Source organism: Clostridium saccharoperbutylacetonicum N1-4(HMT) (assembly GCF_000340885.1).
GTDB lineage: Bacteria > Bacillota > Clostridia > Clostridiales > Clostridiaceae > Clostridium > Clostridium saccharoperbutylacetonicum.
On record NC_020291.1, the window covers coordinates 2,734,793 to 2,760,832 of the forward strand.

The window sequence follows — 26,040 nt, forward strand, 5'->3', positions numbered from 1 at the left end:
ATTTATGAGGAGAAATAATAATGAATTATTATCTATAATACTAGGATAAATCATAATTGTGTCAATATTATGGCAATTAATATGTAAAATTTTGTGTACTTAAAAAATAAATGTAATATGATATAATAATGTTAAAGTGATGTCAGGAGGTACATAAGATGAAAAAAATAGCAAAATTAGTAGCTAGTTCTTTAGCGGCAGTAGCAATATTATCATTAAATTCAGTTGGAGCAAGTGCAGAATGGAAAAAAGATAATGTTGGATGGATATATTCAGAAGGAAATTCTTCACACATTACTGGATGGAAGTTAATAGATGGGAATTGGTATTATTTTAATTCAAGTGGATATATGGCATATGATACAACTATTGATGGATACTATCTAAATAGCAGTGGCGCATGGAAATATTCAGATAGTGATTTAATAGATCAAGAACTTATAAAAAATATAAGCATTCAGAATCCTCACTTTTACATAAGATGTTATGGTGATGATGCTAATATGCAGAATATTGGAAACATATTTCAAAGTGAAATAAATAAATTGAAGATCACCAATTCATATGAAATGTTTAATGTAAATAATTATAATTTAAGTATAACAAGATATGGATCTGGCCCTATTAATATAACAATTGATTGTACTTACAAGATGAATGCTCAGATGGAAGCTCAATTAGATGTAAAAGCAAGAAGTATAGTTGAAGGAATAGCTCCAAATAGTATGAGTCAAGTTGAAAAAGAGCGTGCAATACATGATTGGATAATAAACAATACTAGATATGACCAATCTTATTCAATATATGATCCATATAATACTTTGATTAAGCACACAGGAGTTTGTGAAGGATATTCGTTACTTGCGCAAAAAATGTTTACTATAGCAGGAATAAAATCAATTGTAGTTGAAGGAAAAGCTGATGGACAAGACCATGCATGGAATTTGGTTTATATTGATGGTAAATGGCGTCATGTGGATTGTACATGGGATGATCCTGTATCGTATAGAGATGTTTTACAATATGATTATTATAATTTAACTGATGAAGAAATCAGTAATGACCATACATGGGATAGTACTAAATATCCAGAAGCGAATTAATTATATGTTTTAATTGGAAAGATTCTGTTGGTAAATTCAATATTTATTAACAGGATTTTTTGTTTTATATAACTTGATTTTATTTATAAAGATTTGGGGTAAAATATAAGAATACGTTACAAAAAAAAGATAGGAGGAATGCTTAGTAATAAAGGTAAATAAAATACTAAGCTCATTAAGAAATAAGTATGAGATATGTAATAGTTTGTGTTATAAAAGGCAAGGCTGGGGATTTTAATAATAACTTAAGAAAAGAACTTTTCAATAAATTTAAGGCAAAATCATCTAAACTTCCTGCTCATTTTACTATTAAAGCACCTTTTGAACATGATAAAGGTATTTCAGATCTAATTAAGGTATTAGAGGATTTTAGTGAAAATGAAAAAGGAGAAGTTTTTAAAATCGACGGTTATGATCATTTTGATGATAGAGTAATTTACATGAAAGTAGCTATGTCAGATGAAGCAAAAAATCTTCATGATAAACTGATTGATACAATTAGTAAAATACCCTATATTGAATTCGATAAAAATGATGGAAAGGATAAAACTTTTCATGTAACATTAGCTTCAAAAAAGCTAAAATCGATCTTCTCTAAGGTATGGGAATATATTCAGAAATATCCATGTGAATTTAACTGTTCGTTCAATAATGTTACTATTTATAAATGGGAAGAAGGAACGTGGAAAGTATATAGAGAGTTTACTTTATAAATGTAATATATATGTATTATTGAGAAATTATAATCGTAACACTACACTAGAAATCAGATACATTTTTATGGAATCAGGCATGTGAAATTGAGCTGATGATGGTTCTTAATGGGGGCTTGTTTCATTTACAGATTGTCCAGATTTTACATCTGGAACACTCTGAAATGACGACAAGCCGCTATTTAGAACCTTCCAGCGAAAATTTCACTAGTCCTGTGGAAGATAAATGTATCTGATTTCGTTAATTGTTGCCTAAGTCTAATTTTCGATTTGGATATCTTCACATAAGACAAAGCAAACTTTTACTTATTTCTATTTACAGCAGTTTAAAAAATTTTATAGGCATTATTTTTTTATGAAGCTAAATTGTAACATAATTTACTAAATTTTGTGACAAAACTGTAATATTACTTTTTTATAATTAAGACGAATAAGAGATACAAATTATAATTTTTGATAAAAAAGATTTTGGAAGGATGGATTTAATATGAAAAGTAAAAGTATAAAAAGTAAAGTTATGACAGGAATTATTTTAGCAAGCTTAATGGTTGGCGCTAGTACAGGTGTGTTTGCAGCAACATCAGACAAAACAACAAATAATACTGGAAAGTTTCAACATCAAGGAAGAGATAATGGATTTGAAAATAAATTAACTGCATTAGTTTCAGCAGGAACTATAACGTCAGATCAAGAAACTGCTATTAAAGCAGCAATAACACCAAAAGATGGATTTAAGGGTGGAAATCATGAAGGAATGATTAAAACTAAATTAGCAGAGCTAGTAACAGCAGGGACAATAACTTCAGATGAAGAAACAGCAATAGAAACAGCACTTACAAGTGCAAAAGGAGATTTTAAAGCAGCCTTGGATAATTTGGTAACAGCGGGAACTATAACTTCAGATAAAGAAACAGCAATAGAAAATGCATTAAAGCCACAAGGTGGATTTAAAGGTGGAAATCATGAAGGAATGTTCAAAACTAAATTAGCAGATTTAGTAACAGCAGGAACAATTACATCAGATGATCAAACAGCAATAGAAACAGCACTTACAAGTGGAAAAGGAGATTTTAAAACAGCTTTGGATAATCTGGTAACAGCAGGAACTATAACTTCAGATAAAGAAACAGCAATAGAAAATGCATTAAAGCCACAAGGTGGATTTAAAGGTGGAAGTCATGAAGGAATGTTCAAAACTAAATTAGCAGAGTTAGTAACAGCAGGAACAATTACATCAGATGATCAAACAGCAATAGAAACAGCACTTACAAGTGGAAAAGGAGATTTTAAAACAGCCTTGGATAATCTGGTAACAGCAGGAACTATAACTTCAGATAAAGAAACAGCAATAGAAAATGCATTAAAACCACAAGGTGATGAAAAAGGTGGAGAACATAAGAACATGCTTAAGAGTAAACTTGATGAATTAGTCACAGCAGGAACAATAACCTCAACACAAGAAACAGCAGTGATAGACGCATTTACTCCTTCTTCAAAATAAATATTAAATTAGTGTTTTTATAAACCTTGATTTTTATAACTAAATATTTATAAATTTATATATAAACTAGTTGCAATTAAATTGTAGCTAGTTTTTAGTTTCTAATATGCAATATATAATGAAACATATATAACTTTACAGAATTGGAAACAAAATAGTATAATTATTATGTTTAACCATAATTTTTATGGAATACATATAGCGGTAATTATTATTGATTAGGGGGAAAAAGAGTGAAAATTAGGGGAATTAAGGAATTGACAAATGAAGAGCTAAATTATGAATTACAAGTTGGAGGGAAGTTTGTTATCTATCAGTATTGTATTTCAATTGGCATAATGACATTTAAACGTGGGTCAGATATCTATTTTGTCAAAAAAGATGAGAGTACATTTGTAAAAGGGTTAGGATACACTCTATTAACTTTAGTAGCTGGCTGGTGGGGCATTCCATGGGGGCCAATCTATACAATAGGAGCACTATACAGGAATTGTTCAGGTGGAAAGGATATTACAGCAGAAGTTGTAAATTCATTCAGAGGTGAACAACAACAATATCAACCTGCTATTGATTAGAGTTGTATTAAAAAGTTTATACTAAGAATAAGAAACTGAAATAGGATTAAATATTTATCTTATTTCAGTTTTTTATTTTAAGTTACAATTCATAAGATGAAAATTTATTTCTAAGATTATATACCTGGTATTATGAATTATAAGTGAATTTATAAATATTGAATATATATTTTTAAATCAAACAATAATAATTAAGAATAGTGCATTAATGTTAAAAGCATAAGAAAAGTATTTGCATAATAATACGAATAAGTGTATAATTATACCTAGAAATCCAACCTGTTTTTATAAAGTATTGAAGGAATAAGAATAGATTTTTAGAATAATACCTTTAAAATATAAAATATTAATATTAAAGTAAAGGAGAGCAATTATGTCAGTAAATTTAAGAGGAAGAAATTTTTTGAAATTACTAGATTTTACACCACAAGAAATAAGATATTTATTGGATTTATCAAAGGAATTAAAAACCTTAAAGAGGACAGGAATTCTTCATGATAAATTAAAAGGAAAGAATATAGTACTATTATTTGAAAAAACTTCAACTAGAACAAGATGTGCTTTTGAAGTTGCTGGAAGAGACTTAGGACTTGGGGTTACATATTTAGATTCAGCAGGTTCTCAAATGGGTAAAAAGGAAAGTATAGCAGATACAGCAAGAGTTCTTGGAAGAATGTATGATGGTATTGAATATAGAGGTTTTGGTCAGGAAATAGTTGAAGAATTAGCTAAATATGCTGGAGTTCCAGTTTGGAATGGATTGACCGATGAATTTCATCCAACTCAAATGATTGCAGATCTTTTAACTATAGAAGAGAAGTTTGGAAGATTAAAAGGGCTTAATTTTGTATATATGGGTGATGCAAGAAATAATATGGGAAATTCCTTAATGGTTGCTTGTGCTAAAATGGGAATTAATTTTACTGCATGTGCTCCTAAAGAATTATTCCCAGCCGAAGAACTTGTAGAGACATGTAAAATAATAACTGAGGAAAGTGGAGCTACAATTACTTTAACTGAAGATGTTAAGTCAGGAACAAAAAATGCAGATATAATTTATACAGATGTATGGGTATCAATGGGTGAGCCAGATGAAGTTTGGGAAAGCAGATTAAAATTATTATTACCATATCAAGTAAACAAGGAAGTTATGGAAAATGCTAATAAAGATGCAATCTTCATGCATTGTCTGCCAGCTTATCATGATTTAGAAACAAAAGTTGGGAAGGAAGTAGGAGAAAAATTTGGATTAACAGCGCTAGAGGTTACTGATGAAGTATTTGAAGGTAAACAATCTGTTGTTTTTGATGAAGCTGAAAACCGCTTACATTCAATTAAAGCTGTAATATTAGCAACTATTGGGGCATAACGTATATTATTTAATTTAAGGATTTAGAGCTAACTACCTAATAAAAGTAGCTAGCTCTTTTGAGTATTTTCTAGAAAATTATAAAACCTTAATTTTTATAACCTAGATATAAATGAAATAAATATCTATTTTGCTAATACATCTTCATATTCTTTGTGAGCTTTAAATTCATCATCAGCAAACCAACATTGAGGAATTATTTTTTTATTATTTTCTCTTGCATAATCAACTACTCTTTTGACTAGTTGAGCACCTATCTTTTGACCTCGTAATTCTTTTGATACAAAAGTGTGATTAAGTATAAGTGTATTATTTGAACTGTTTATATAAGTCACTTCTGCCTTTATATCATTTTCATTGTCTCCTAAATAAAACTTATTATTGCCTTCTTTTAAATTTATCATCATAACCACTCCAATCTAATAAATATTGTTATTATTTAATAAAATGCCCTGACTATTTAAAATGATGCATCAATCTTTATTCAGTGTTAATTAAACGTGGCAAAATCAATTTTTTATAAGTATAATTATAATGTATCTTGACTAGTTGTGCTAGTTTTTAATAATTATTCATTATTGGCATCATATTAAATTTTATTAACATAATGTATTATATTAGAAAAAAGCTATGTTTTATGGTATATAATAAAAAGTAATATTTAACTATTAACTAGTTGTTTTTTTTAGAGGAGGAAATTGGAAGGCATGGAATTGATAAAAGAAATTTATGAAAAAGATATAGGATATGATGGTAAAAATAGTGAGAATATATATAAGCTTAGAAAAGCATCAAGAGCAATTATATTAAATGATTTGGGTGAAATAGCATTGCTTTATGTTTCAAAAAATAAATATCATAAGTTGCCTGGTGGTGGAATTGAAGCAGATGAGAGCATAGATATTGCTTTAAATCGTGAAGTTATGGAGGAAGTTGGGACTGATATTCGAGTTTTAGGTGAAGTAGGTGTAATAATAGAGTACAGGGATAAATTTCAGCAGCTTCAAATATCCTACTGCTATTACACTAAAGCCGTAGGAGAGACCAGTAAACCAGCATTTACAGATGAAGAAATAGATAATGGCTTCTTATTAAAATGGGTTCCTTTAGACAAGGCCATTGATATTCTCAAAAATGATATGCCAGATAATTATGTGGGAAAGTTTATTCGTAATAGAGATTTAGTCTTTTTAAATAAAACTATAGAGATTTTAAATAATATTAGTTAAATTGAAATAGCGATGTGCTTAAGATAGGAAGTAAAAGAATGGTAAATGTATTAGAATTATTTAATCATTATGGATATATTGTTCTATTAATAGCTTTATTCTTAGAATTATTGGCCTTGCCTTTACCAGGTGAAACGCTCATGACCTATTGTGGATATGTTGTTTCAGAAGGCAAAATGAATCTGGGGTTAAGCATAGTAATTGCTACAATTGGTATATGTAGTGGTATTACATTATCATATTATATTGGTAGAGCATTAGAAATAACTTTTTTTGAAAAATATGGACGTTATTTTCACTTAGATAAAAGTAAAATAGAAAAAACTTCAAAATGGTTTGATAAATATGGGAATAAAATCCTTATAGTAGCATATTTTATTCCTGGAATAAGGCATGTTACAGGGTATTTTTCAGGAATTATTAATATGCCGTATAAAAAATTTGCAGGTTATGCATATATAGGAGCCGTTATTTGGACAACAGTTTTTATGTTGTTAGGAGATTACCTTGGAGTTAACTGGGAAAAGTATCATTATTTATTTAAAAGATATTTTATAATAATTGGTATATCTATTGTAATACTCATTATTCTCATTTACATGATCAACTGTTATAGATTAAAAAAGACAAAAGAAAATTCAGAGAAGTAATTTTAAGATGCTTGTGAATTTTATATTGTTAAAATGCATAATATAAAATATTATTAAATTATTAGTAAAAAATAATATTAAGGGAGATGAATTTATGTATGCACATGAAATTGACTATAAAATTTATGGGGATGATATGCAATACGTTGAGATCGAGCTTGATCCAGCAGAAACAGTAATAGCTGAAGCTGGTTCTATGATGATGATAGATCCAAATATACAAATGGAAACTATATTTGGAGATGGTTCTAAACAGCAATCAAATGGTTTTATGGATAAGCTTTTTTCAGCAGGAAAAAGAGTACTTACAGGGGAAAGCTTATTTATGACAGCCTTTACAAATGCAGGACAATTAAAGGAAAAAGCATATTTTGCAGCACCATATCCAGGAAAAATTCTTCCTATGGATTTAAGTTTATTAGGAGGAAAACTAATTTGTCAAAAGGATGCATTCCTTTGTGCAGCTAAAGGAGTATCTGTTGGTATAGATTTTAGAAAAAAATTAAGTGTAGGCTTTTTTGGTGGAGAAGGGTTTATTCTTGAAAAGTTAGAAGGAGATGGAATGGCTTTTATTCATGCTTGTGGTGCAATAGTTGAAAGAGACTTGGCATTGGGTGAAATTTTAAAAATAGATACAGGTTGCTTAGTTGCCATGACTCAAGGAGTACATTATGACATACAATTTATTGGAGGAATTAAAAATACACTATTTGGTGGAGAAGGAGTCTTCTTTGCCACAGTAACAGGGCCAGGCAAGGTATGGATTCAAAGTTTACCATTCAGCAGATTAGCAGAACGTGTATTTTCAGCAGCACCAAGTGCAGGTGGTAGTAGAAAAGAAGAAGGTAGCGTACTTGGAATGATTGGCAATATTTTCGATGGTGATAATTAATTCAAATGTATATAATACATAATACAGTATATTTCTAGAGTTTTACAAAAATGTACTATTAGAAAATTAAGCAGTAGTTTAGAATAAACTACTGCTTATTATATATTTTACCAGTCACTTGAACCTGAACTGCTACCTGAATCCCAACTAGATGATGAATCAGAACTTGAACCAGCATCCCAGCTAGAAGTTGAAGTATCTGAGCTTGAATTAGAATCCCAAGAGGAAGAGGAATCATTTGAATTACTGTCACCCCAACTGCTTGTACTAGAATCAACATTCCAATCGCCAGAGGTATAAGTTGCATTATTAGAGTCATTATTATGTGATCTATCTGATTCTCTGTAATCATCAGAATACTCATGGTTATGATGGTGCTGATGTTCTGAATCTGATAAAATACTGCCCATCATCATTCCTTCTACAAACCTATCATCATTGTTATTTATTATAGTTGTATGGTTAACTGTTGAATTACCATTTGGCATATATGGATCATTATATGACCTATTTGATGAGTTATAACCAGTATTATTACTATTATTATTAAATGAAGAGTATGAATTGTTAGAGGTTTGACCTTTCTTCATATTAGCAGAACGAAAAGATTCATCCTCCGAGTCCATATATGAATCTAAATTATTGTCTTGAGCAAATTGCTTTTTTCTCTTTTCATAATCGCTATTAATTTTACGTCTTATTATAAAAAAGATTATTCCACCAATTATTGCAATAATAATTATTGTACCAAATATGCTTCCACTACTAGTCTTGTGTTCGACTTTAGTAGAATAATCATCTTTAACAACTTGAGCTTTGCCTGATTTTACAGCCTTAGTTGTAACTTTTTCATCAAGAGCTTTTCCAACCTTAATGATTCCAGCATCAAAATTGTTAGCTTTAAAATCTTGGTTTGGAAGAGATACAATATTGTCTATATCTGAGCTTGAAAGAATACTGTTTGCTTTTGAACCTACTAAAAGCTTATTTTTTTTATCTCCAATTGAACTTACAAATAAAATGTATTGATCTCCGCTTATATTTGATTTTGCATATTGTTTAGCATAATCATCAATACTTTTACCACCCAAAGATTGAACTAAATCAAATTTAACTGTTACTTCTGTATTCTTTTCTATTTTTGCTAAGTTGTCTTCAACAGTATTAAGTGTTTCTTGTTTTAAAACTTTAGCATCATCTACAATATATTTTCCAGAGGCACTAACACCAATTGACAATAGAAATATGAATAGAAGGTTTAATAAAAAAATCTTTCCTATTTTCATAAATATTTCTCCTTTTACTTAAAAATCTTTTTCAATTTTTGATGTTTAAATTATTTTATGTAGTATAAATTTACCATAACAAATACATTATAGCATATTTTGAAAATGTTATACTAATATAAATAAGATAAAAATACTAGAATATTTTGCTTTTAAGCAGTTTATCCTAGTATTTTTTATAGAGATATTACGTATTTTATTAATACATAAAGAAACCAAGTATTACTATAGCTGAAAATAATATACTTAGTAATAAACCAATTATTGATGTAACTAGACCTGCTAGAGCAATCTTAAAGCCATCACGTTTTTGTACAATGCTTATAATTCCTAAAATAATTCCTGTGATGCTGGTAATTATTGAGTAGATCAAGAGCCAACAAAGCACTAAAGAAATAATTCCAAATACTAGTGATGCTACAGCTAGGCCATTATTTTTTTTTGAAAATTGATTTGTTACTATTGCTTTTTGGGATTCTTTAATTATATTGTTGCTATCTGTATTCATAACATTTACCTTAAAATTAATATAATATTGATGCCAAAGCGAATAAAATTAATAATTGAATTACAGTACAAGCTACAAAAGATCCTATCACTTTACCATTCTTTTTTTGAATTCCAAATTGAATATAAAGCATACTCCCCAAAATACCAACAAGAAGACTAAGTAATCCAGCAATCAAGTATCCGCCTAATATACTTAAACCTACAAAGATCCATACCCATGAAGCTACATTACTAACTGGTTCATATGGTTTTTGGCTTCCAAGAAAAGTACCGTTTACAGCTAAATCAGCTTTGTTTCCTATTACTACTAATTTGCAGTCTGTATTACCAAAGGTAATACCATAATCAATTACATTAATAAACATGTTTGATGATTTTGCTTTATATTTTTCACCATCAACAATAATTTTTCTTGTAATTCCAGCCTTGTATTGAATTACATGTTTAACCCCATCAACATCAACTTCCCACTTTTTCATTTTTTTCCTCCCTAATAATTATATTTTCCAGTGAAATTATACCATGATATGATTATTTGTGCAAAAATCTTAGATAAAGTAAAATATATGTGTTTTTTTGAAAATATTCTAATTAAATTTTGCAACTATTTTACATTTTATATGAAAATTATAGTATATAATGGAAATATATCGTATAAATTAAAATTTACTAAAAGATGATAGAGTATTAGGGGGAAGAATATTGAAAATAAATATATTGATTGTAGAAGATGATGAGGCTATTTCTAATTTAATAAAAATAAATTTGAATATGGCTGGTTATGGAAGTAAGCAGATATTTGATGGAGTAGAAGCTTATAATTTATTAAAAGAGGAAGCTTTTGACTTAATACTTATGGATATTATGCTGCCAGGTATGGATGGCTTTGAATTAATGGAGAAAATAAGAGAATTAAATACACCAGTGATATTTTTGACAGCCAAAAATGGACTGGCTGACAAGGTTACAGGTTTAAAATCAGGTGCAGAAGACTATATTGTAAAACCTTTTGAAACTGTTGAGTTATTAGCGAGGATTGAAGTGGTTTTGAGGAGATATTCTAAAAATAATGATTGCATAGAATTTAAAAATTTGAAAATATATGAAGATGAACGAATAGTAAAAAAAGCTGATGAGATAATTGAACTTACTCTTAAAGAATTTGAACTCATTCTAATGCTAGTAAAAAATAAAAATATAGCCTTATCTCGGGAATATTTATTAGAAAAAGTATGGGGATATGAATACATGGGTGAAACAAGGACAATAGATACCCATATTCAAAAACTTAGAAAGAAATTAGAGATAACAGAATATATAAAAACTGTATATAAAATTGGATATAGATTAGAGGAGTAACAGATATGAAGTTATGGCAAAAAATATATCTTTTTTCCTTATTATTACTTATATTTACGTTGAATATTGCAGGATTTATATTAATTCAAAAGTTACATAATGATTTATTAGAAAAAGAAGTTGATAAATGTCTTGCAGAACAAAAGTTTATTGTTACAGAATTTAATATTAATTCTTTGGCTTTGCAAAAAGTATATTATTTAGATTCTTCTCCCGATATTAATATGTCAATAAGCGCTTTGATGGGAGAATACAAAAGTTTGATTAATCCTGAAGCTGATGAGCATGGGAGAGTAGAAATTTTAGATCAGAAAAATAAAATATTGTATTCAGACTTAGAATTTCCTGTTTCAAAGGAAAAACAGGAATTAGAAGCCCTTTCAGAAGGAAAAACCAACTATATTATTCGTACATTGGAGGGAAAGCAATTTTTATATGTAAGTAGCTTGGTTGAAGTATATAATACTCCATTAAAAATACTCTACTCTAAAAATATTTCTAACATATATAAAGAAAAAATGAATCAATATGTACTATTTATGAAATTGGATCTTCTTATTTGTACTATTTTTGCTGTTTTTATGTATTTTATAAGTAGATTAATAACAAAACCAATAAATACATTAATAGCATCAACTCAAAAAATATCGTCAGGAAAATACTCTGAAAGGGTAAAGCTTAAATCAAAAGATGAATTTAATATGCTTTCAAATAATTTTAATTTGATGGCACAGACAATAGAAGATAAAATAAATGAATTAGAAATATCTAATATTGAAAAAGAAACTTTTATAAATAATTTAACTCATGAACTTAAGACGCCATTAACTTCTATAATTGGATATGCAAATTTAATTAGAACCTCAAAATATGATGAAGAATTATTTTTTGAAGCAGCAGATTATATTTATAAGGAAGGAAAAAGACTTGAAAAGATGGCTTTTAAGATGATGGATTTAATATATGCAAAAACTCAGGAAATTGAGCTATTGCCTGAAAAAATAATGCCAATAATAAAAGAAGTAGAAAAATCTTTTCAAGTTAAACTTGAGGAGAAAAATATTGAATTAATTATTAAAGGGGAAGATTGCATATTTGATATGGACAAGGACTTAATTAAGATGACACTATGCAATTTGATTGAAAATGCAATTAAAGCTTCTGAAAGTAACTCTAAAATATATTTAAAAGTATCAGTTTTAGAAAATAAGACTTATATCTCTATATCTGATTTTGGTTCAGGAATGGCTAAAGAACATTTAGATAAAATATGGCAGCCATTTTATGTTGTTGACAAGGCAAGAAGTAGAAAAAGTAATGGAGCAGGGATAGGACTTTCTATTTGTAAGAAGATAGTGGAAGTTCACAATGCAGATATTGAAATTAATAGTGAATTAGGAAAAGGGACAGAGGTAAGTTTAATTTTTAATAACTAAAATAAATAATTTATTCAAAGGGTGAGTTTTACAACTATTTTACAATTGAAATAAACTTCTGAGACATTTAAATTTTATAATTAAAGAGTGATAAGTACTTATTCACAAATGAATATTTTAAATATGTGGAGGAATCATTATGTTTTCAAAAAAAATAATTGCAGCTTTAGCAGTTGTAGGAGTAACAGCATCTGCTAGTGCTCTAATTGGTCAAGTTAATATTAAAGGAGCTTTTGCTGATACAGTGAAACAAAATGTTGTTTATACTAAAGAGGATACTTCAAAGGATCAACAAGATGATGGTACTGGTAAAGTAACTGGTGCAGAAAAGGAAGCTTATAAACAGAAATCTTTAGAAATTTTAAAAGATTATTTTAACATAACATTTGAAGAAAATGATAATTTTAAGTTCAGCGCAGGTATATTAAATGAAAAGACTTTGGATGCAATAAAGATTCAAGAAAAAAAATGGATACAGGAAATGTATGATAAAAAGGAAATTTCAAAAGAAGAATGTGATAAGAGATTAGCCTTCGCTGAAGAAAATGATAATGGACTTAAAGAGAGGGTACAAAAAATAAAACATGGAATGGTTCAAACTGGTTGGATTGATGATAATAAAAGTTATTTTTTTGATTTTAATGAAAATACTAAGGAAATTGATACTGTAATGGTTAGTGAAGGATATATGGATAAATCTAAGACTAAGCTAACAATTAGCCAAGATCAATTAAAGAGTACAGCTGAAGATTTCATTAAACAACATAAATTAGGAAATATAGAAAAGCCTAAGTGCTTGATTGCTCAAAAATATCATGTTTTTTATGTAGATGAAAATGATTCATCTAAAAAAGTTGAGGTTTTCGTTAGTCCATTCACAGGCAAAGTTGATGGTTTTTCAGTAGGGACATATGCAGATTATGAGTATGAAAGAGCAACAAATGAAAAATAGAAAATTATATATAAAATAGCATGTAATATTTTTGATTTAAAATTCAGTAGAAACTTTTGGGGTTTCTGCTGGATTTGTTTTATATTATAGATATCCAAAGCGAAAATTAGACTTATGCAACAATTACCGAAATCAGATACATTTATCTTCCACAGGACTAGTGAAATTTTCGCTGGAAGGTTCTAAGTGGAAGGTTGCACCCATTTCTGCATGTTCCTAAAGTAAATTTATGACAAGCAGAAAATGAAACAACCTTCCACTAATAACCATCATCAGCTCAATTTCACATGCCTGCTTCCAGAAAAATGTATGTAATTTCTAGTGTAGTGTTAAGATTATAATTTCTCGATAATGCATACATATTCCATTTATAAGTTTGAGTATTAATTTGGATATCTATAAGGTTTTAAATATATCAATGTAAATCAATTACATTTTATGATATATTAATAAATATATGATATCTTTACTATAATTAAAATTTGTATATTACATAAAGGGAGGAAAGTTGTTTTGTGGAGTATTTTGGGAATAAAAGAGACAAGAGATAAACTGGAGATAAAGGAAGCATATATGAGAAGGCTTCAAAAGATAAATCCAGAAGATGATGAAGAAGGTTTTAAAAGATTAAGGGCAGCTTATGAAGAAGCTCTGAAATTTGCTGATTATGATGAAAATTTAGAAGAGGAAGATACTACACCAATTGGGATTTGGGTTAAGAAAATTAGAGAAGTATATAATAATTTTTCTTTAAGAATTAGTGAGGATGCATGGAGAGAGCTATTAGAAGATGAGGTTTGCTTTGCCATTGATTCTAGAGAAGAGGCAAGTAATAAATTACTTGAATTCCTAATGGATTATTTTTACGTACCTAAAAATATCTGGCTTTTGTTTGATGAATATTTTTCTTGGAGTGAAAAAATAGAAGAACTGTATAATGACTTTCATGAGAGTTTTGTTAACTATGTCAGTGATAGAATAAATCCTAATTATAGCGATAGTTTAAATTATTATTCATTTGAAGATATTGAGGATAATAAAGACTATGATTCATGGATAGCTTTATTTTTTAAGATTCAAAGAGATCTGAATAGTAATGATCTTGAAGAAGTAAAAAAAGATTTCGAAAATATTGAAGAATATCATATAAATCACCCTTCACTTGAATATTGGAAAGTGAGATATTATCTTATAAAAGAAGATTATGAACTTGCAAGAAAAAACGGGGAAGCTTTATTAAAGAAATGCCCTAATGAAACTTTTGCTCTTTACGGAATGGGGGAAGTTGAGTGGCAGAGTAAAAATTTTGATAAAGCAAAAGAATATTATAGTAAGTGTATTGAAATAAATCCTAATGATTATAATTCAAAAGTTGGACTAGCAGACTGCTTTTTAGAAACTGATAATTTAGATGAGGCTGAAAGGCTGTTTGAAGAAGCATTGGATGTTAACAGCTATGATGATTATGTTAGGGAAAGATTATATATTTTATATGATAAACGTATAGAAGAATTTGAAGCAAAATGTGCTGAAAATCCAGAAGATCTAAAAACTAAGCTTCAACTAGGCTGGTACTATTATAACAATGAAAAATATGATGAAATTATAAAGTTATGTGAGAGTTTTAAGCCAGATGAAGATGATGAGAATCAATATTGTGATTTAAGCAGCAGAGCATATTTTTCTAAAAATAACTATGATAAAGCTTTAGAATATCTAGATAAATGGCAGGAAAATTTACTTGCAGAGGAAGATGAAAATGAATATAAGCAGCAAGAGTTAGAAATGGTTTATTATCAAAAGGGACGAATATTTTCTACTAAAGAAGAGTATGAAAGTTCTCTAGACTTTTACAATAAAGTTTTAGAAATAAATGAAAATAAAATATCTGCATTAAATAATAAGGGGTTTGTTTTGAACAAACTTGGTAGATTTGAAGAAAGTATTGCGGCTATTGATAAAGGCTTGGAAATAAACAACAATGATGTATTTCTTCATATGAATAGGGCCGAGGGTTTATTTAATTTAAATTATTATAGAGAAGCTATGGATGAAGCTAATATAGCAATAAGCATTTATCAATACTACACTAAACCTTATTTAATCAAAATGAAAATATTTAACATTTATGAAGAATATGAAGAAATGCTTACAATTGCAGAAGAATTAGAAAAATATAATATAGCAAATGAGGAAACTAATCTTTATAAAATAAAAGCATTAAGCAATAGCAATAAAAGTGAAGAAGCTGAAAAGTTAGCTATAGATATGTTAGAAAATGAAGAAAGTGATTTAGCCCATAAAATACTGTTTGAGCTGGCTATTATATACTATGACAGAAGTTTATTTGATAAAGCATTAGAGTATATAAATGATGCCATTGAAAATTCAAATAATGAAGAGGAATATTTATATTTTAGAGCTTCAACTTATAGATACTTAGGATCTTTTGGCTTTGCAATTAAAGATTATGAAACTCTTATAAATGCCAATAAAGAAAATCCAAGATATTATCCATTCTTAAAGAAGGGACAAATTTTTGAGGAACTTAGAGAATATGAAAAAGCCTTGGAATGTTATAAGGAAGTCTTAGCATTAGATCCAGAAAATCGTACAATTAATAATTCTATAGGAGAAATGTATGATGCTCTTGATGATTATGATAATGCTTTAGATTACTATAACAAGCAAATTGAAATAGAAAGAGGTGCATATTACTATTTAAATAGAGGTCTCCTTTATGCTAGAAATGGTAAATTTGATGAAGCAGAGGACGATTATAGATGTGCAATTGAGCTAGAACCTGAAAATCCTTATGCTTATAATAGTCTTGGATATCTTTATGAAAGAAAAAATGAAGCTGATAAATCTATTCCATATTATAAAAAAGCAATAGAAGCAGATGTAGATAAAAGAGATTTAAGGTTCTATAGAAATATAATTGCTTGTTATAAAAAGTTAGATGAGAACGAACTAGCTTTAGAATATTACGATAAGGCAATTGAAGACTATAGTGATGACGATGAACTTTATTATAGAAAAGCTAAACTGTTAAAGAAAATGAAATTATATAAGGAAGCTATTGAAACTTATTTAAAAGGAATTGAAGTTCATAAACAGCAAGAAGAAACTAAAATAAATATTTTAGAAGATTTTTATGATGAAATTAGCAGTGCATATAAATCAATGGAAGAATATGATAGGGCAATAGAATGGTCTAAAAAGGCATTGGAAATAAATCCTGATTCAAAATATGCGTATGAGAATATGGGAAGAATTTATGATGATCTAAAGGATTATGAAACAGCCATAAAATATTATAAACTTCAGGTTGGTGTTGATAAGGAAAAAGGTATTAATTATTTATTAATAGCTGCAGCCTATAAAGAACTTGGAAATAAAGAAAAAGCAAAATTAAATTATTTGACTGCACTTTCCAAATTCCATAAGGTTGAAGAAAAAACACCTTTTGAGTATAGTAATATCGGAAGCTGTTACAATGGTTTAGAGAACACAAGTAAGGCTATAGAGTATTTGGAAATGGCTATTAATTCAGAGCTGTGTGAACATTGTAACTTTAAAGAATGCTATGATGCTTATTATGTTTTTGGAGAACTTTACGAAAGAGAAAAAGAATATAAAGAAGCTTTGAAATATTATAAAAAAGCGTTAAATGTAAACAATGAGGATAAATCAACTTTAGAAGCGATCGAAAGAATCGAAAAATTATTAAAATAAGAATTTAAGGAGATATTTATGATAATAGGAATTGACTTAGGAACAACAAACAGTTTGGTTTCTTATTTTTCAGAAAATGGTCCGGTAATTATACCAAATAGGCTAGGAGAAAATTTGACACCTTCAATTGTGAGTATTGATGAAGATGAACAAATATATGTTGGACAAGTTGCTAAAGAAAGAAAAATACTTTACCCTGATTTTACTGCAGAAGTATTTAAAAGAAGTATGGGAACTCAGAAAAAATATAAATTAGGGAAAAAGGAATTTTTAGCAGAAGAATTATCTTCATTTGTTATTCGTTCATTAAAAGAAGAGGCAGAAGAGTTTTTAGGACAATCAATAACTGAAGCTGTAATAAGTGTTCCAGCATATTTTAATGATTCTCAACGTAAAGCAACGGTTAGAGCTGGTAAACTTGCAGGATTAAAAGTTGAAAGAATGATTAATGAGCCAACAGCAGCTGCTATAGCATATGGGTTGCACAATAAAAAATCTAATACAAAATTTTTAGTTTTTGATTTAGGAGGAGGAACCTTTGATATTTCAGTATTGGAAGTCTATAAAAATATTATGGAAGTTAGGGCAGTAGCTGGAGATAATTTCTTAGGTGGGGAGGACTTTACTGATATTTTATTCAATATGTTTCTTAAAGAAAAGGAGCTTGATGAAAATTCATTAGATAGAAAAACTTTGGCACATGTAAGAAAACAAGCGGAACTATGCAAGTTAGGTTTTTCAAACGGAAAAGTTTCTTTAATGAAATGCAAAATTAATGATGAGTTAATAGAGTATGAAGTAGCACTTGAGGATTATGAAAAATCTTGCCAGTTATTACTATCAAAAATAAGAAAACCTATAGAAAGAGCACTTGGAGATGCAGCAATAAAGGTTAAGGAAATTGAAGAGATTATTTTAGTTGGAGGTGCAACCAAGTTACCTATAGTTAGGAACTTTGTAGGTAAATTATTTGGTATGCTGCCTAATACTCATATTAATCCAGATGAAGCAGTAGCCTTAGGAGCATCAACTCAAGGTGCAATGAAAGAAAGAAATGAAACAATAAGAGAAATAGTATTAACAGATGTATGTCCATATACACTTGGAACTAATGTATCTGTTCAAAGACAAGGAAATTACTATGAATCAGGACATTTCTTTCCGATAATTGAAAGAAATACGGTGATTCCAGTAAGCAGAACTGAAAGACTCTATACAGTTTATGATAATCAATCTGAAATTAGAATAGAAGTTTTGCAAGGTGAAAGTAGATTGGCTAAGAATAATTTATATCTTGGGGAAATTGTAGTTCCAGTTCAAAGAAAGAAGGCAGGGGAAGAGGCTATAGATGTAACCTATACTTATGATATAAATTCTATATTAGAGGTTGAAGTAACAGTAGTGTCTACAAAATTGAAAAAAAGAATTATAATTCAACAAGATGGAACTAATATGACAGAAGAAGAAATCGAAGAAAGGCTAGCAGAACTAAAGGAATTGAAAATTTTACCTAGGGATAGAGAAGAAAATAAATTGTTGTTATCTAGGGGAGAGAGATTGTATGAAGAGAGTTTTGGGGAAATAAGACAAGAAATAGATGTATGCATGAGAAAATTTGAAGACATACTAGACAAGCAGGATAAGATTCAAATTGAAGAAGCAGCTGGAGAACTAAAAGCTTTCTTTGACGAAATTGAAAGTATAGATTTGCTTTGGTAGCTGAAATGTTATTTAAGTTAAAATGGTAGATAAAAAGTTCTAAATAAAATAGTTTAAAACATACTATATGTATTGTTTTGAACTATTTTATTTTATGATATTAATACTATTGTTATAAAGCTATTATTGTGGTTTGATATATGATTAATTATTGGGAATAATCTCTTGGATCTTTTGTCGTCTAGTTTTGCCAATTAAAAATATGCCTATACCTAGTAATATGATTATTGATCCAAGAATTTGATTATAAGAAATAGATTCACCAAGAATCAAATATGCTAATATACAGGTACCAACTGGTTCACCTAATATGCTCATAGAAATAGTTGAAGCATTTAACCACTTAATCAACCAGTTTAAAACTGTTTGGCCAAGTATTGTCGAAATGAATGCTAAGCCTAGGAAACATAGCCAATCAGATTGTTGATAGCCTATAAGTGGATATCCTAATATAACGGAATATCCTATTAAGAATACGCTGCTGCTCAAATAACAAATAAAAACATAAACAACTAAAGATAATTCCTGTCTTATACTTTGTCCAATAAGAAAGTAAGCTGTAATGACACCAGCAGCTAATAAAGCAAGTAAATCTCCAAGTAATGCTATACCACCAATTTGAAAATCTCCTAAACCTATTATGCAGCTACCTAATATAGATAATAAACCGCCAAAGAGTGATAATTTTTTTAATTTCTCACCAAAGAAAAAATAGCTTCCAATAAAAGCAAATAAAGGCTGCATAGTAACAAGAACTGTTGAACTAGCAACTGAAGTATAGCGTAAGGATTCAAACCAAAGTATATAATGTATTGCAAGAAAAATTCCAGAAGAAAAAACTGCACCTAATTGTTTGAATTTTAATTTTTTTATTTCTAAAATATATTTTTTATTAAAAATGACTACTGGTAGTATCATCAGTGTGGAGAAAAGCAATCTATATGTGGCTATAATGGGAGTAGGTGCTGCTGAAAGTTTTACAAATATTGCAGATGTAGAAATTGCTAAGACTCCAAAAAATAATAATAAGTAATGGATAAATTTATGTGAATTATTCAAAATACAACGTCCCTTCTAGAAAAATATTGATCATAATATCTCATATAATCAAATCAGAATTTTTTATTTAATTATAATTCCATCTACAAAAGTGTAACCTCATTTTCGCAAAAGTTCAACTGTAATTACAATATTATGCTATAATTTACTTAAAGATATATTATTTTTAGGAAGTGAACGGATGATTGAAACAGATAGATTAATTGTTTGTCCAATAAAAGAAATTGACTATGATGATATTTGTGAATATGGTTGTGATGAAGAAACTGGTAAATATATGATACATTGGCCAAAAACAAAAGATGAAATAAGTAATTTTATCAGTGATTGTATTTTCTTTATGAGTTCAGAAAATCCAGCATGGTATGAATTTGTTATAAGACTGAAAGAAACTTCAAAGGTTATTGGAAATGTTAGTTTAATTATTAAAAATTCCGAAGCAGAAATAGGGTGGATTTCAAATAAGAAGTTTTGGAATAATGGTTATATGAGTGAAGCAGTAAAGGCAGTAATTAAAGAAGCCTTTAATAATTTATCTGTAAATAGGATAATAGCAACTTGTGCAGATATGAATATTGGCTCTTATAAAGTTATGGAAAAGTGTAGTATGAAAAGATTGGATTTAGAGAAGAATTATAAAGCAACAAGAAGTGGAAATGAAAAAACTTATAGTAAATTGACTTATGTTATTGACAGAGGAGTCATTTGAAATGAAAAAATTATTATAAGGATGATACAATTGGAACCTTGATGCTGGCTGTATCTTAGGAAGGTAAAGCTAATTGTTTTTTTCAAAAGTTTAATGAAGAAAAACTCAATAACACTAATTCGTCCTATGGTTTATATATCTTAAGCCAGCATAGCAAGTGTTGCTTTAAGTTAGGGCTAAATCAAATTTATATCATATTGTTCCAGTAAGGTCAATATGGTATTATTTGGTTTAGCCTCAGTAATTATACCGTGAAAATCAGTTATATTTGAGAAATTAAAAATTCCATCTAAGTTGAATCTCTCATTTGGTGCTAAGAGAAATAATTCTTTAGATATTTTCATAATTGCCTTTTTAGTGCCAACATCTTCAGAACTACCAGTGCTAATAGCTCCATCTCTAAGATCCATTCCGCTGCAGCCTATAAAAGCTTTATTACAACGATAAAGTTTTATTTGTTCAGTTGAGTGGAAACCTATGTTTCCGCCTACAAGAGGACTATATTCCCCACCTATAAAGATTAAGTGTACTTTTGAATCTAGACTTATCATTGATGAAATCTCAACCATATTTGTAATTAAAGTGATTTTTCTATTATTTTCTGTAATTAGTTTTGTAAGCATATAGGATATGCTAGAGGCATCTAAAAAAATAGTATCATTTTCATTTATTAGTTCATAAGCCTTTTTCGCTATTACTTCTTTTAAATCTATATTTTTTTCTACTCTTTTGAAAAAGCTCTCACCATTTACTATAGTGCGCGTTATGTTAATTGCACCACCATAAGTACGCTGGAGCAAGTTGTTTTTTTCTAGAACTTGAAGATCTTTTCTGATCATGCTTTCACTTACTTTAAATTGTAAACTTAAATCTTTTACTAATACTTTCCCATCTTGTTCAAGCATATCTAAAATATGCTTGTGTCTTTCTTCAATAAACATAATTTCCTCCAACATATTCTCATTTATTTCTATTTTAACAATGAGAATGTTAAAATGCAATTAAATTAATTGACAAATCTCATTAAACAAAATAAAATGATACTAAATGATAACAAATTATACTAAACGAGAATGAATTGCGTTGGGAGATGAGGAAAATATGAAGAAAGCAGTATTTTTTGATATTGATGGAACCTTACTTGATTGTATAAATGGAATAATGGATATTACACCAAGAGTAAAGATGGCAATACGTAAATTGCAGGAAAAAGGAGATTATGTATTCATTGCAACTGGAAGACCATATGCGTTTCTTAGTAGTGCCTTGCTTGATTTTGGATTTGATGGCTTTGTGCTTACAAATGGTTCGTATGTAATACTTAACGATAAGTGTCTATATAAAGAAGCAATTGATAAAGAAGTTATTATAGAACTTACTTCAAATTTTGAAAAACATGATATTGAATATATACTACAAGGCGAGAAATATTCATATATAAAAGATGAACATAAGAAGTTACATTCATTTTATGATACTTATAATATATCTAAAAAGTATCTAGAGGGAAATTACAAACTTGAAGATGTTGATATATACAAGATAGAAATGTTATGCGAAAATACACATGGAATAGATTATTGCTTATCTCTTGAAGATAAATGCTTTAATTACATCTATAACTCAGAAGATGGTTCTTTTGAATTATATTCAAAAAGGAGTTCCAAAGCTTCTGGAATTTTAAAAATATTAGATTTCTTGAATATTCCTTTAGAGAATAGCTATGCTTTTGGTGATGGAAAAAATGATATAGAAATGTTGTCAACGGTTGGATGCGGAATAGCAATGGGAAATGCAGACGATTATGTAAAAGGTTATGCAAAAAAAGTTACAGATACAGTTCAAAATGATGGAGTGGCTTTAGAAATAGAAAAATTTATTTTATAGTTTAATATAAATCATAGTTTAAGCGTAATAACTGCTCGTCAATTTACGAGCAGTTATTTTTAAAATTATATTGGTAAAATTAATATTTTTTGATTTAAATCACATTCTAATAAATAGATAAAAGTTATAATAGAGTCAGAAGTTAAGTTAAATAATAAGGCTTCTAAATATGAGATATTAAAGTTCTCATAATAGGCAAGGAGGAAATAATTATGTTTAAACAATGGGAAGGCTTTAAAGAAGGAACTTGGCAAGAAGGAATAGATGTAAGGAACTTTATACAAAAAAATTATAAATTATACGAAGGTGATTCAAGCTTCTTAGAAGATAAAACTGAAAAGACAAGTAAAGTATGGGAAAAAGCATATGCTCTTATAGTTGAAGAGGTTAAAAAAGGAATAATTGATGTTGCTACAGATAGAGTATCAGGAATTGATAACTACGAAGCAGGATATATTGATAAAGACAATGAAGTTATAGTTGGACTTCAAACAGATGCACCACTAAAGAGAATAGTAAATCCATTTGGCGGACTTAGAATGGTTCAAAGTTCATTAAAGGAATATGGCTATGAATTAGATCCAGAAATAGAAAAGCATTTTTCTAAGTACAGAAAAACTCATAATGAAGGGGTTTTTGATGGATATACTAAAGAAATCAGAGCAGCAAGAAGTGCAGGCCTTCTAACAGGACTTCCAGATGCATATGGAAGAGGAAGAATAATCGGGGACTATAGAAGAGTAGCTCTTTATGGAATTGATTATTTAATAGAAGAAAAGAAAAGAGATTTAGATAATTTAAATGGAGATATGCTTGATGAATTAGTAAGAAAAAGAGAAGAAGTATCAATGCAAATCAGAGCTTTAAGTGAAATTAAATCTATGGCAGCTAAATATGGAATAGACATATCAAAACCAGCTGCAAATGCAAAAGAAGCAGCTCAACATTTATATTTTGGATATTTAGCAGGAATTAAAGAAAACAATGGAGCAGCAACTTCTTTTGGAAGAACTTCAACCTTCTTAGATATATATCTTGAAAGAGATCTAGAAGCAGGAGTTATAACAGAAAAAGAAGCTCAAGAAATTGTAGATCAATTAATTATAAAATTAAGATTAGTTAGACACTTAAGAACTCCAGAATACAATGAATTATTTGGTGGAGATCCTACATGGGTAACAGAATCAATTGGTGGAATGGGGATCAATGGTAAATCACTTGTAACTAAGAACTCTTTTAGATATCTTCATACTTTAATTAATCTTGGAACTTCAGCAGAACCAAACTTAACAGTTTTATGGTCAGATAAATTACCAGAAAACTTTAAGAAGTATTGTGCAGAAATTTCAATAAAAACAGATTCTATTCAATATGAAAGCGATGAAGTTATGAGACCAGTTTATGGTGATGATTATGCCATAGCATGTTGTGTATCAGCAATGAAGGTTGGTAAGCAAATGCAGTTCTTTGGAGCTAGAGCAAATATAGCTAAATCTCTTTTATATGCAATCAATGGTGGAGTAGATGAATTAAAAGGGATTAAGGTTGTACCAGGAATTGAACCTATAAAAGACGAGATTTTAGACTTTAAGAAAGTTAAAGAAAATTATAATAAGGTATTAGAATATGTTGCTAAGGTTTATGTAGACACTATGAACATAATTCACTTTATGCATGATAAATATGCTTATGAAGCAGGTCAAATGGCACTTCATGATACAGCAGTAGAAAGATTAATGGCTTTTGGAATAGCAGGTCTTTCAGTAGCTATAGATTCCTTGTCAGCAATAAAATTTGCAAAGGTTAAGCCAATCAGAAATGAAGCAGGTATAACAGTAGACTTTGAAGTTGAAGGGGATTTCCCTAAGTACGGAAATGATGATGATAGAGCAGATGATTTAGGTGTTGAATTAGTTACTAGATTTTCAAATGAACTTAAGAAACATCCTTTATATAGAAATGCAAAACACACATTATCAGCATTAACAATAACTTCAAATGTTATGTATGGAAAGAAAACAGGAACAACTCCAGATGGAAGAAAGAAAGGCGAACCATTAGCGCCAGGAGCAAATCCAATGCATGGAAGAGATATAAATGGAGCATTAGCATCATTAAATTCAGTGGCTAAGATACCATATAATGAAATCTGTCAGGATGGAGTGTCAAATACTTTTTCAATAGTACCAGATGCCTTAGGAAAAGATGAAAATCAAAAGACTACTAACCTAGTAGCAATACTAGATGGGTATTTTGTACAAGGAGCACATCACTTAAATGTTAATGTTCTTAATAGACAAACTTTGATTGATGCAATGGAAAATCCAGATAAATATCCAACTTTAACAATAAGAGTTTCAGGATATGCTGTTAACTTTAGCAGATTATCTAAGGAACAACAATTAGAAGTTATAAGTAGAACTTTCCATGAAAGCATTTAAGGCAGTTAACAGTTGAGGATGAAATCCCTACGGGATTTCTAAAATATATACTTAAGAAGAAAAGCTTTCAGCTTTTCTTCTTGCACTTTAGATAAATAACTGTAAATTGTAACTTGTAAACTGTAGCTTGACATAATTAACTGTAACCTGTAAATTGTAAACTATAGAAGGGCGGTGATTAATGTGGCGGTAGGAAAAATTCATTCAATAGAAACAATGGGACTTGTAGATGGACCTGGAATTAGAGTTGTTGTATTTTTGCAAGGTTGTGCTTTACGGTGTAAGTTTTGTCACAATCCTGATACTTGGGCTATGAATGGTGGAGAAGAATATACTCCAGAGCAATTAGTGAAAAAAATAGAAAGATTTAAATCCTATTTTTCAAGCAGCGGAGGAGGGGTTACCTTTTCCGGAGGAGAGCCGCTAAGACAACCAGAATTTTTATTGGAATGTTTAAAATTATGTAAAAGCAAAGGTATAAACACTTGTATAGATACTGCAGGATATGGCTTTGGTGATTATGATGAAATTTTGAAATATACTGATTTAGTTTTATTTGATATAAAGCATATTACTAGAGAAGGATATAAGAATATCACTTTAATGGAAATAGACGAATCTTTAAATTTTTTAGAAGCTATGAAAAGAAATAATACTAAAATGTGGATAAGACATGTTGTTGTTCCTGGAATAACAGATGGTGTGGAGCATTTAAAAGAATTAAAGGAATATATAGATACAATACCTAATGTTGAAAAAGTGGAATTACTTCCGTATCATTTACTTGGAAAGAATAAGTATGATACTTTGGAAATAAAATATCCTCTTGAAGGTGTAAAGGCAATGGATAAAGATTTACTTAAAAAGTATCAAAAAGAAATATTCGAGAAATAATAATTTAACTGACAATGG

Annotated in this window: 23 protein-coding genes; 17 read left to right on the forward strand and 6 right to left on the reverse strand. The window is 28.9% G+C overall.

Annotated elements, in window-relative coordinates:
* Positions 1-158 precede the first annotated feature (158 nt).
* The 5 genes from CSPA_RS12105 (at position 159) to argF (ending at position 5,261) form a co-directional block, all read left to right on the forward strand.
* Entirely contained in the window at positions 159-1,103 is a 945-nt protein-coding gene (locus tag CSPA_RS12105; protein ID WP_015392564.1) for a transglutaminase domain-containing protein, read from the forward strand.
* A gap of 188 nt (positions 1,104-1,291) precedes the next feature.
* Positions 1,292-1,816 carry a 2'-5' RNA ligase family protein gene (locus CSPA_RS12110; RefSeq protein ID WP_015392565.1) on the forward strand — a complete coding sequence of 175 codons (525 nt, stop codon included), beginning with the start codon at positions 1,292-1,294 and terminating at the stop codon, positions 1,814-1,816.
* A 487-nt stretch (positions 1,817-2,303) separates the two neighbouring features.
* Positions 2,304-3,317: a hypothetical protein gene (locus CSPA_RS12115; RefSeq protein WP_015392566.1), complete on the forward strand. Its 1,014-nt coding sequence runs from the start codon at positions 2,304-2,306 to the stop codon at positions 3,315-3,317.
* A 233-nt stretch (positions 3,318-3,550) separates the two neighbouring features.
* The gene (locus CSPA_RS12120; RefSeq protein ID WP_015392567.1) at positions 3,551-3,892 is read left to right on the forward strand and encodes a hypothetical protein; all 342 of its coding nucleotides are present in this window, start codon (positions 3,551-3,553) and stop codon (positions 3,890-3,892) included.
* Positions 3,893-4,265: 373 nt separating this feature from the next.
* On the forward strand, positions 4,266-5,261 hold the full coding sequence (argF, locus tag CSPA_RS12125; RefSeq protein WP_015392568.1) for an ornithine carbamoyltransferase: 996 nt from the start codon (positions 4,266-4,268) through the stop codon (positions 5,259-5,261).
* A gap of 125 nt (positions 5,262-5,386) precedes the next feature.
* On the opposite strand, the gene CSPA_RS12130 is transcribed toward argF, so the two are convergent.
* Entirely contained in the window at positions 5,387-5,665 is a 279-nt protein-coding gene (locus tag CSPA_RS12130) for a GNAT family N-acetyltransferase (protein ID WP_015392569.1), read from the reverse strand.
* A gap of 303 nt (positions 5,666-5,968) precedes the next feature.
* On the opposite strand from CSPA_RS12130, the gene CSPA_RS12135 reads away from it, so the two are divergent.
* The 3 genes from CSPA_RS12135 to CSPA_RS12145 all read left to right on the forward strand — a co-directional run bounded on the left by CSPA_RS12135 (position 5,969) and on the right by CSPA_RS12145 (position 8,032).
* Positions 5,969-6,490 (forward strand): NUDIX domain-containing protein, encoded by a 522-nt coding sequence (locus CSPA_RS12135; protein ID WP_015392570.1) that lies wholly within the window; start codon positions 5,969-5,971, stop codon positions 6,488-6,490.
* A 38-nt stretch (positions 6,491-6,528) separates the two neighbouring features.
* Positions 6,529-7,140, forward strand: a complete 612-nt coding sequence (locus tag CSPA_RS12140; protein ID WP_015392571.1) for a DedA family protein — start codon at positions 6,529-6,531, stop codon at positions 7,138-7,140.
* Positions 7,141-7,234: 94 nt separating this feature from the next.
* Complete coding sequence (locus CSPA_RS12145; RefSeq protein ID WP_015392572.1) at positions 7,235-8,032, forward strand: TIGR00266 family protein; 798 nt, start codon at positions 7,235-7,237, stop codon at positions 8,030-8,032.
* Between the two features lie 107 nt (positions 8,033-8,139).
* Here the strand turns inward: CSPA_RS12145 and CSPA_RS12150 are convergent, their stop codons facing one another.
* The 3 genes from CSPA_RS12150 to CSPA_RS12160 form a co-directional block, all read right to left on the reverse strand.
* Positions 8,140-9,318, reverse strand: coding sequence for a TPM domain-containing protein (locus tag CSPA_RS12150; RefSeq protein WP_015392573.1), 1,179 nt, complete (start codon positions 9,316-9,318; stop codon positions 8,140-8,142).
* Between the two features lie 199 nt (positions 9,319-9,517).
* On the reverse strand, positions 9,518-9,826 hold the full coding sequence (locus CSPA_RS12155) for a DUF4190 domain-containing protein (RefSeq protein ID WP_015392574.1): 309 nt from the start codon (positions 9,824-9,826) through the stop codon (positions 9,518-9,520).
* 16 nt (positions 9,827-9,842) lie between these two features.
* Positions 9,843-10,307, reverse strand: a complete 465-nt coding sequence (locus tag CSPA_RS12160; protein WP_015392575.1) for a hypothetical protein — start codon at positions 10,305-10,307, stop codon at positions 9,843-9,845.
* 223 nt (positions 10,308-10,530) lie between these two features.
* Here CSPA_RS12160 and CSPA_RS12165 point away from each other — a divergent pair, with 223 nt between their 5' ends.
* From CSPA_RS12165 to CSPA_RS12185, 5 genes are all read left to right on the forward strand, one after another.
* Positions 10,531-11,187 carry a response regulator transcription factor gene (locus CSPA_RS12165; protein ID WP_015392576.1) on the forward strand — a complete coding sequence of 219 codons (657 nt, stop codon included), beginning with the start codon at positions 10,531-10,533 and terminating at the stop codon, positions 11,185-11,187.
* Between the two features lie 5 nt (positions 11,188-11,192).
* Complete coding sequence (locus CSPA_RS12170; protein WP_015392577.1) at positions 11,193-12,623, forward strand: sensor histidine kinase; 1,431 nt, start codon at positions 11,193-11,195, stop codon at positions 12,621-12,623.
* 139 nt (positions 12,624-12,762) lie between these two features.
* Positions 12,763-13,575 carry a hypothetical protein gene (locus CSPA_RS12175; RefSeq protein ID WP_015392578.1) on the forward strand — a complete coding sequence of 271 codons (813 nt, stop codon included), beginning with the start codon at positions 12,763-12,765 and terminating at the stop codon, positions 13,573-13,575.
* A gap of 513 nt (positions 13,576-14,088) precedes the next feature.
* The gene (locus CSPA_RS12180; protein ID WP_015392579.1) at positions 14,089-17,313 is read left to right on the forward strand and encodes a tetratricopeptide repeat protein; all 3,225 of its coding nucleotides are present in this window, start codon (positions 14,089-14,091) and stop codon (positions 17,311-17,313) included.
* Between the two features lie 18 nt (positions 17,314-17,331).
* Positions 17,332-19,032: a molecular chaperone HscC gene (locus tag CSPA_RS12185; protein WP_015392580.1), complete on the forward strand. Its 1,701-nt coding sequence runs from the start codon at positions 17,332-17,334 to the stop codon at positions 19,030-19,032.
* A gap of 144 nt (positions 19,033-19,176) precedes the next feature.
* Here the strand turns inward: CSPA_RS12185 and CSPA_RS12190 are convergent, their stop codons facing one another.
* Positions 19,177-20,091, reverse strand: coding sequence for a DMT family transporter (locus CSPA_RS12190; protein ID WP_015392581.1), 915 nt, complete (start codon positions 20,089-20,091; stop codon positions 19,177-19,179).
* A gap of 181 nt (positions 20,092-20,272) precedes the next feature.
* On the opposite strand from CSPA_RS12190, the gene CSPA_RS12195 reads away from it, so the two are divergent.
* Positions 20,273-20,800, forward strand: coding sequence for a GNAT family N-acetyltransferase (locus CSPA_RS12195; protein ID WP_015392582.1), 528 nt, complete (start codon positions 20,273-20,275; stop codon positions 20,798-20,800).
* Between the two features lie 176 nt (positions 20,801-20,976).
* Here CSPA_RS12195 and CSPA_RS12200 read toward each other — a convergent pair whose 3' ends face one another.
* Positions 20,977-21,741 carry a DeoR/GlpR family DNA-binding transcription regulator gene (locus tag CSPA_RS12200; protein ID WP_015392583.1) on the reverse strand — a complete coding sequence of 255 codons (765 nt, stop codon included), beginning with the start codon at positions 21,739-21,741 and terminating at the stop codon, positions 20,977-20,979.
* Positions 21,742-21,901: 160 nt separating this feature from the next.
* On the opposite strand from CSPA_RS12200, the gene CSPA_RS12205 reads away from it, so the two are divergent.
* From CSPA_RS12205 to pflA, 3 genes are all read left to right on the forward strand, one after another.
* Positions 21,902-22,687, forward strand: a complete 786-nt coding sequence (locus CSPA_RS12205) for a Cof-type HAD-IIB family hydrolase (protein ID WP_015392584.1) — start codon at positions 21,902-21,904, stop codon at positions 22,685-22,687.
* A 212-nt stretch (positions 22,688-22,899) separates the two neighbouring features.
* Entirely contained in the window at positions 22,900-25,128 is a 2,229-nt protein-coding gene (gene pflB, locus CSPA_RS12210) for a formate C-acetyltransferase (protein WP_015392585.1), read from the forward strand.
* Between the two features lie 183 nt (positions 25,129-25,311).
* Positions 25,312-26,022 (forward strand): pyruvate formate-lyase-activating protein, encoded by a 711-nt coding sequence (gene pflA, locus CSPA_RS12215; RefSeq protein ID WP_015392586.1) that lies wholly within the window; start codon positions 25,312-25,314, stop codon positions 26,020-26,022.
* Positions 26,023-26,040 lie beyond the last annotated feature (18 nt).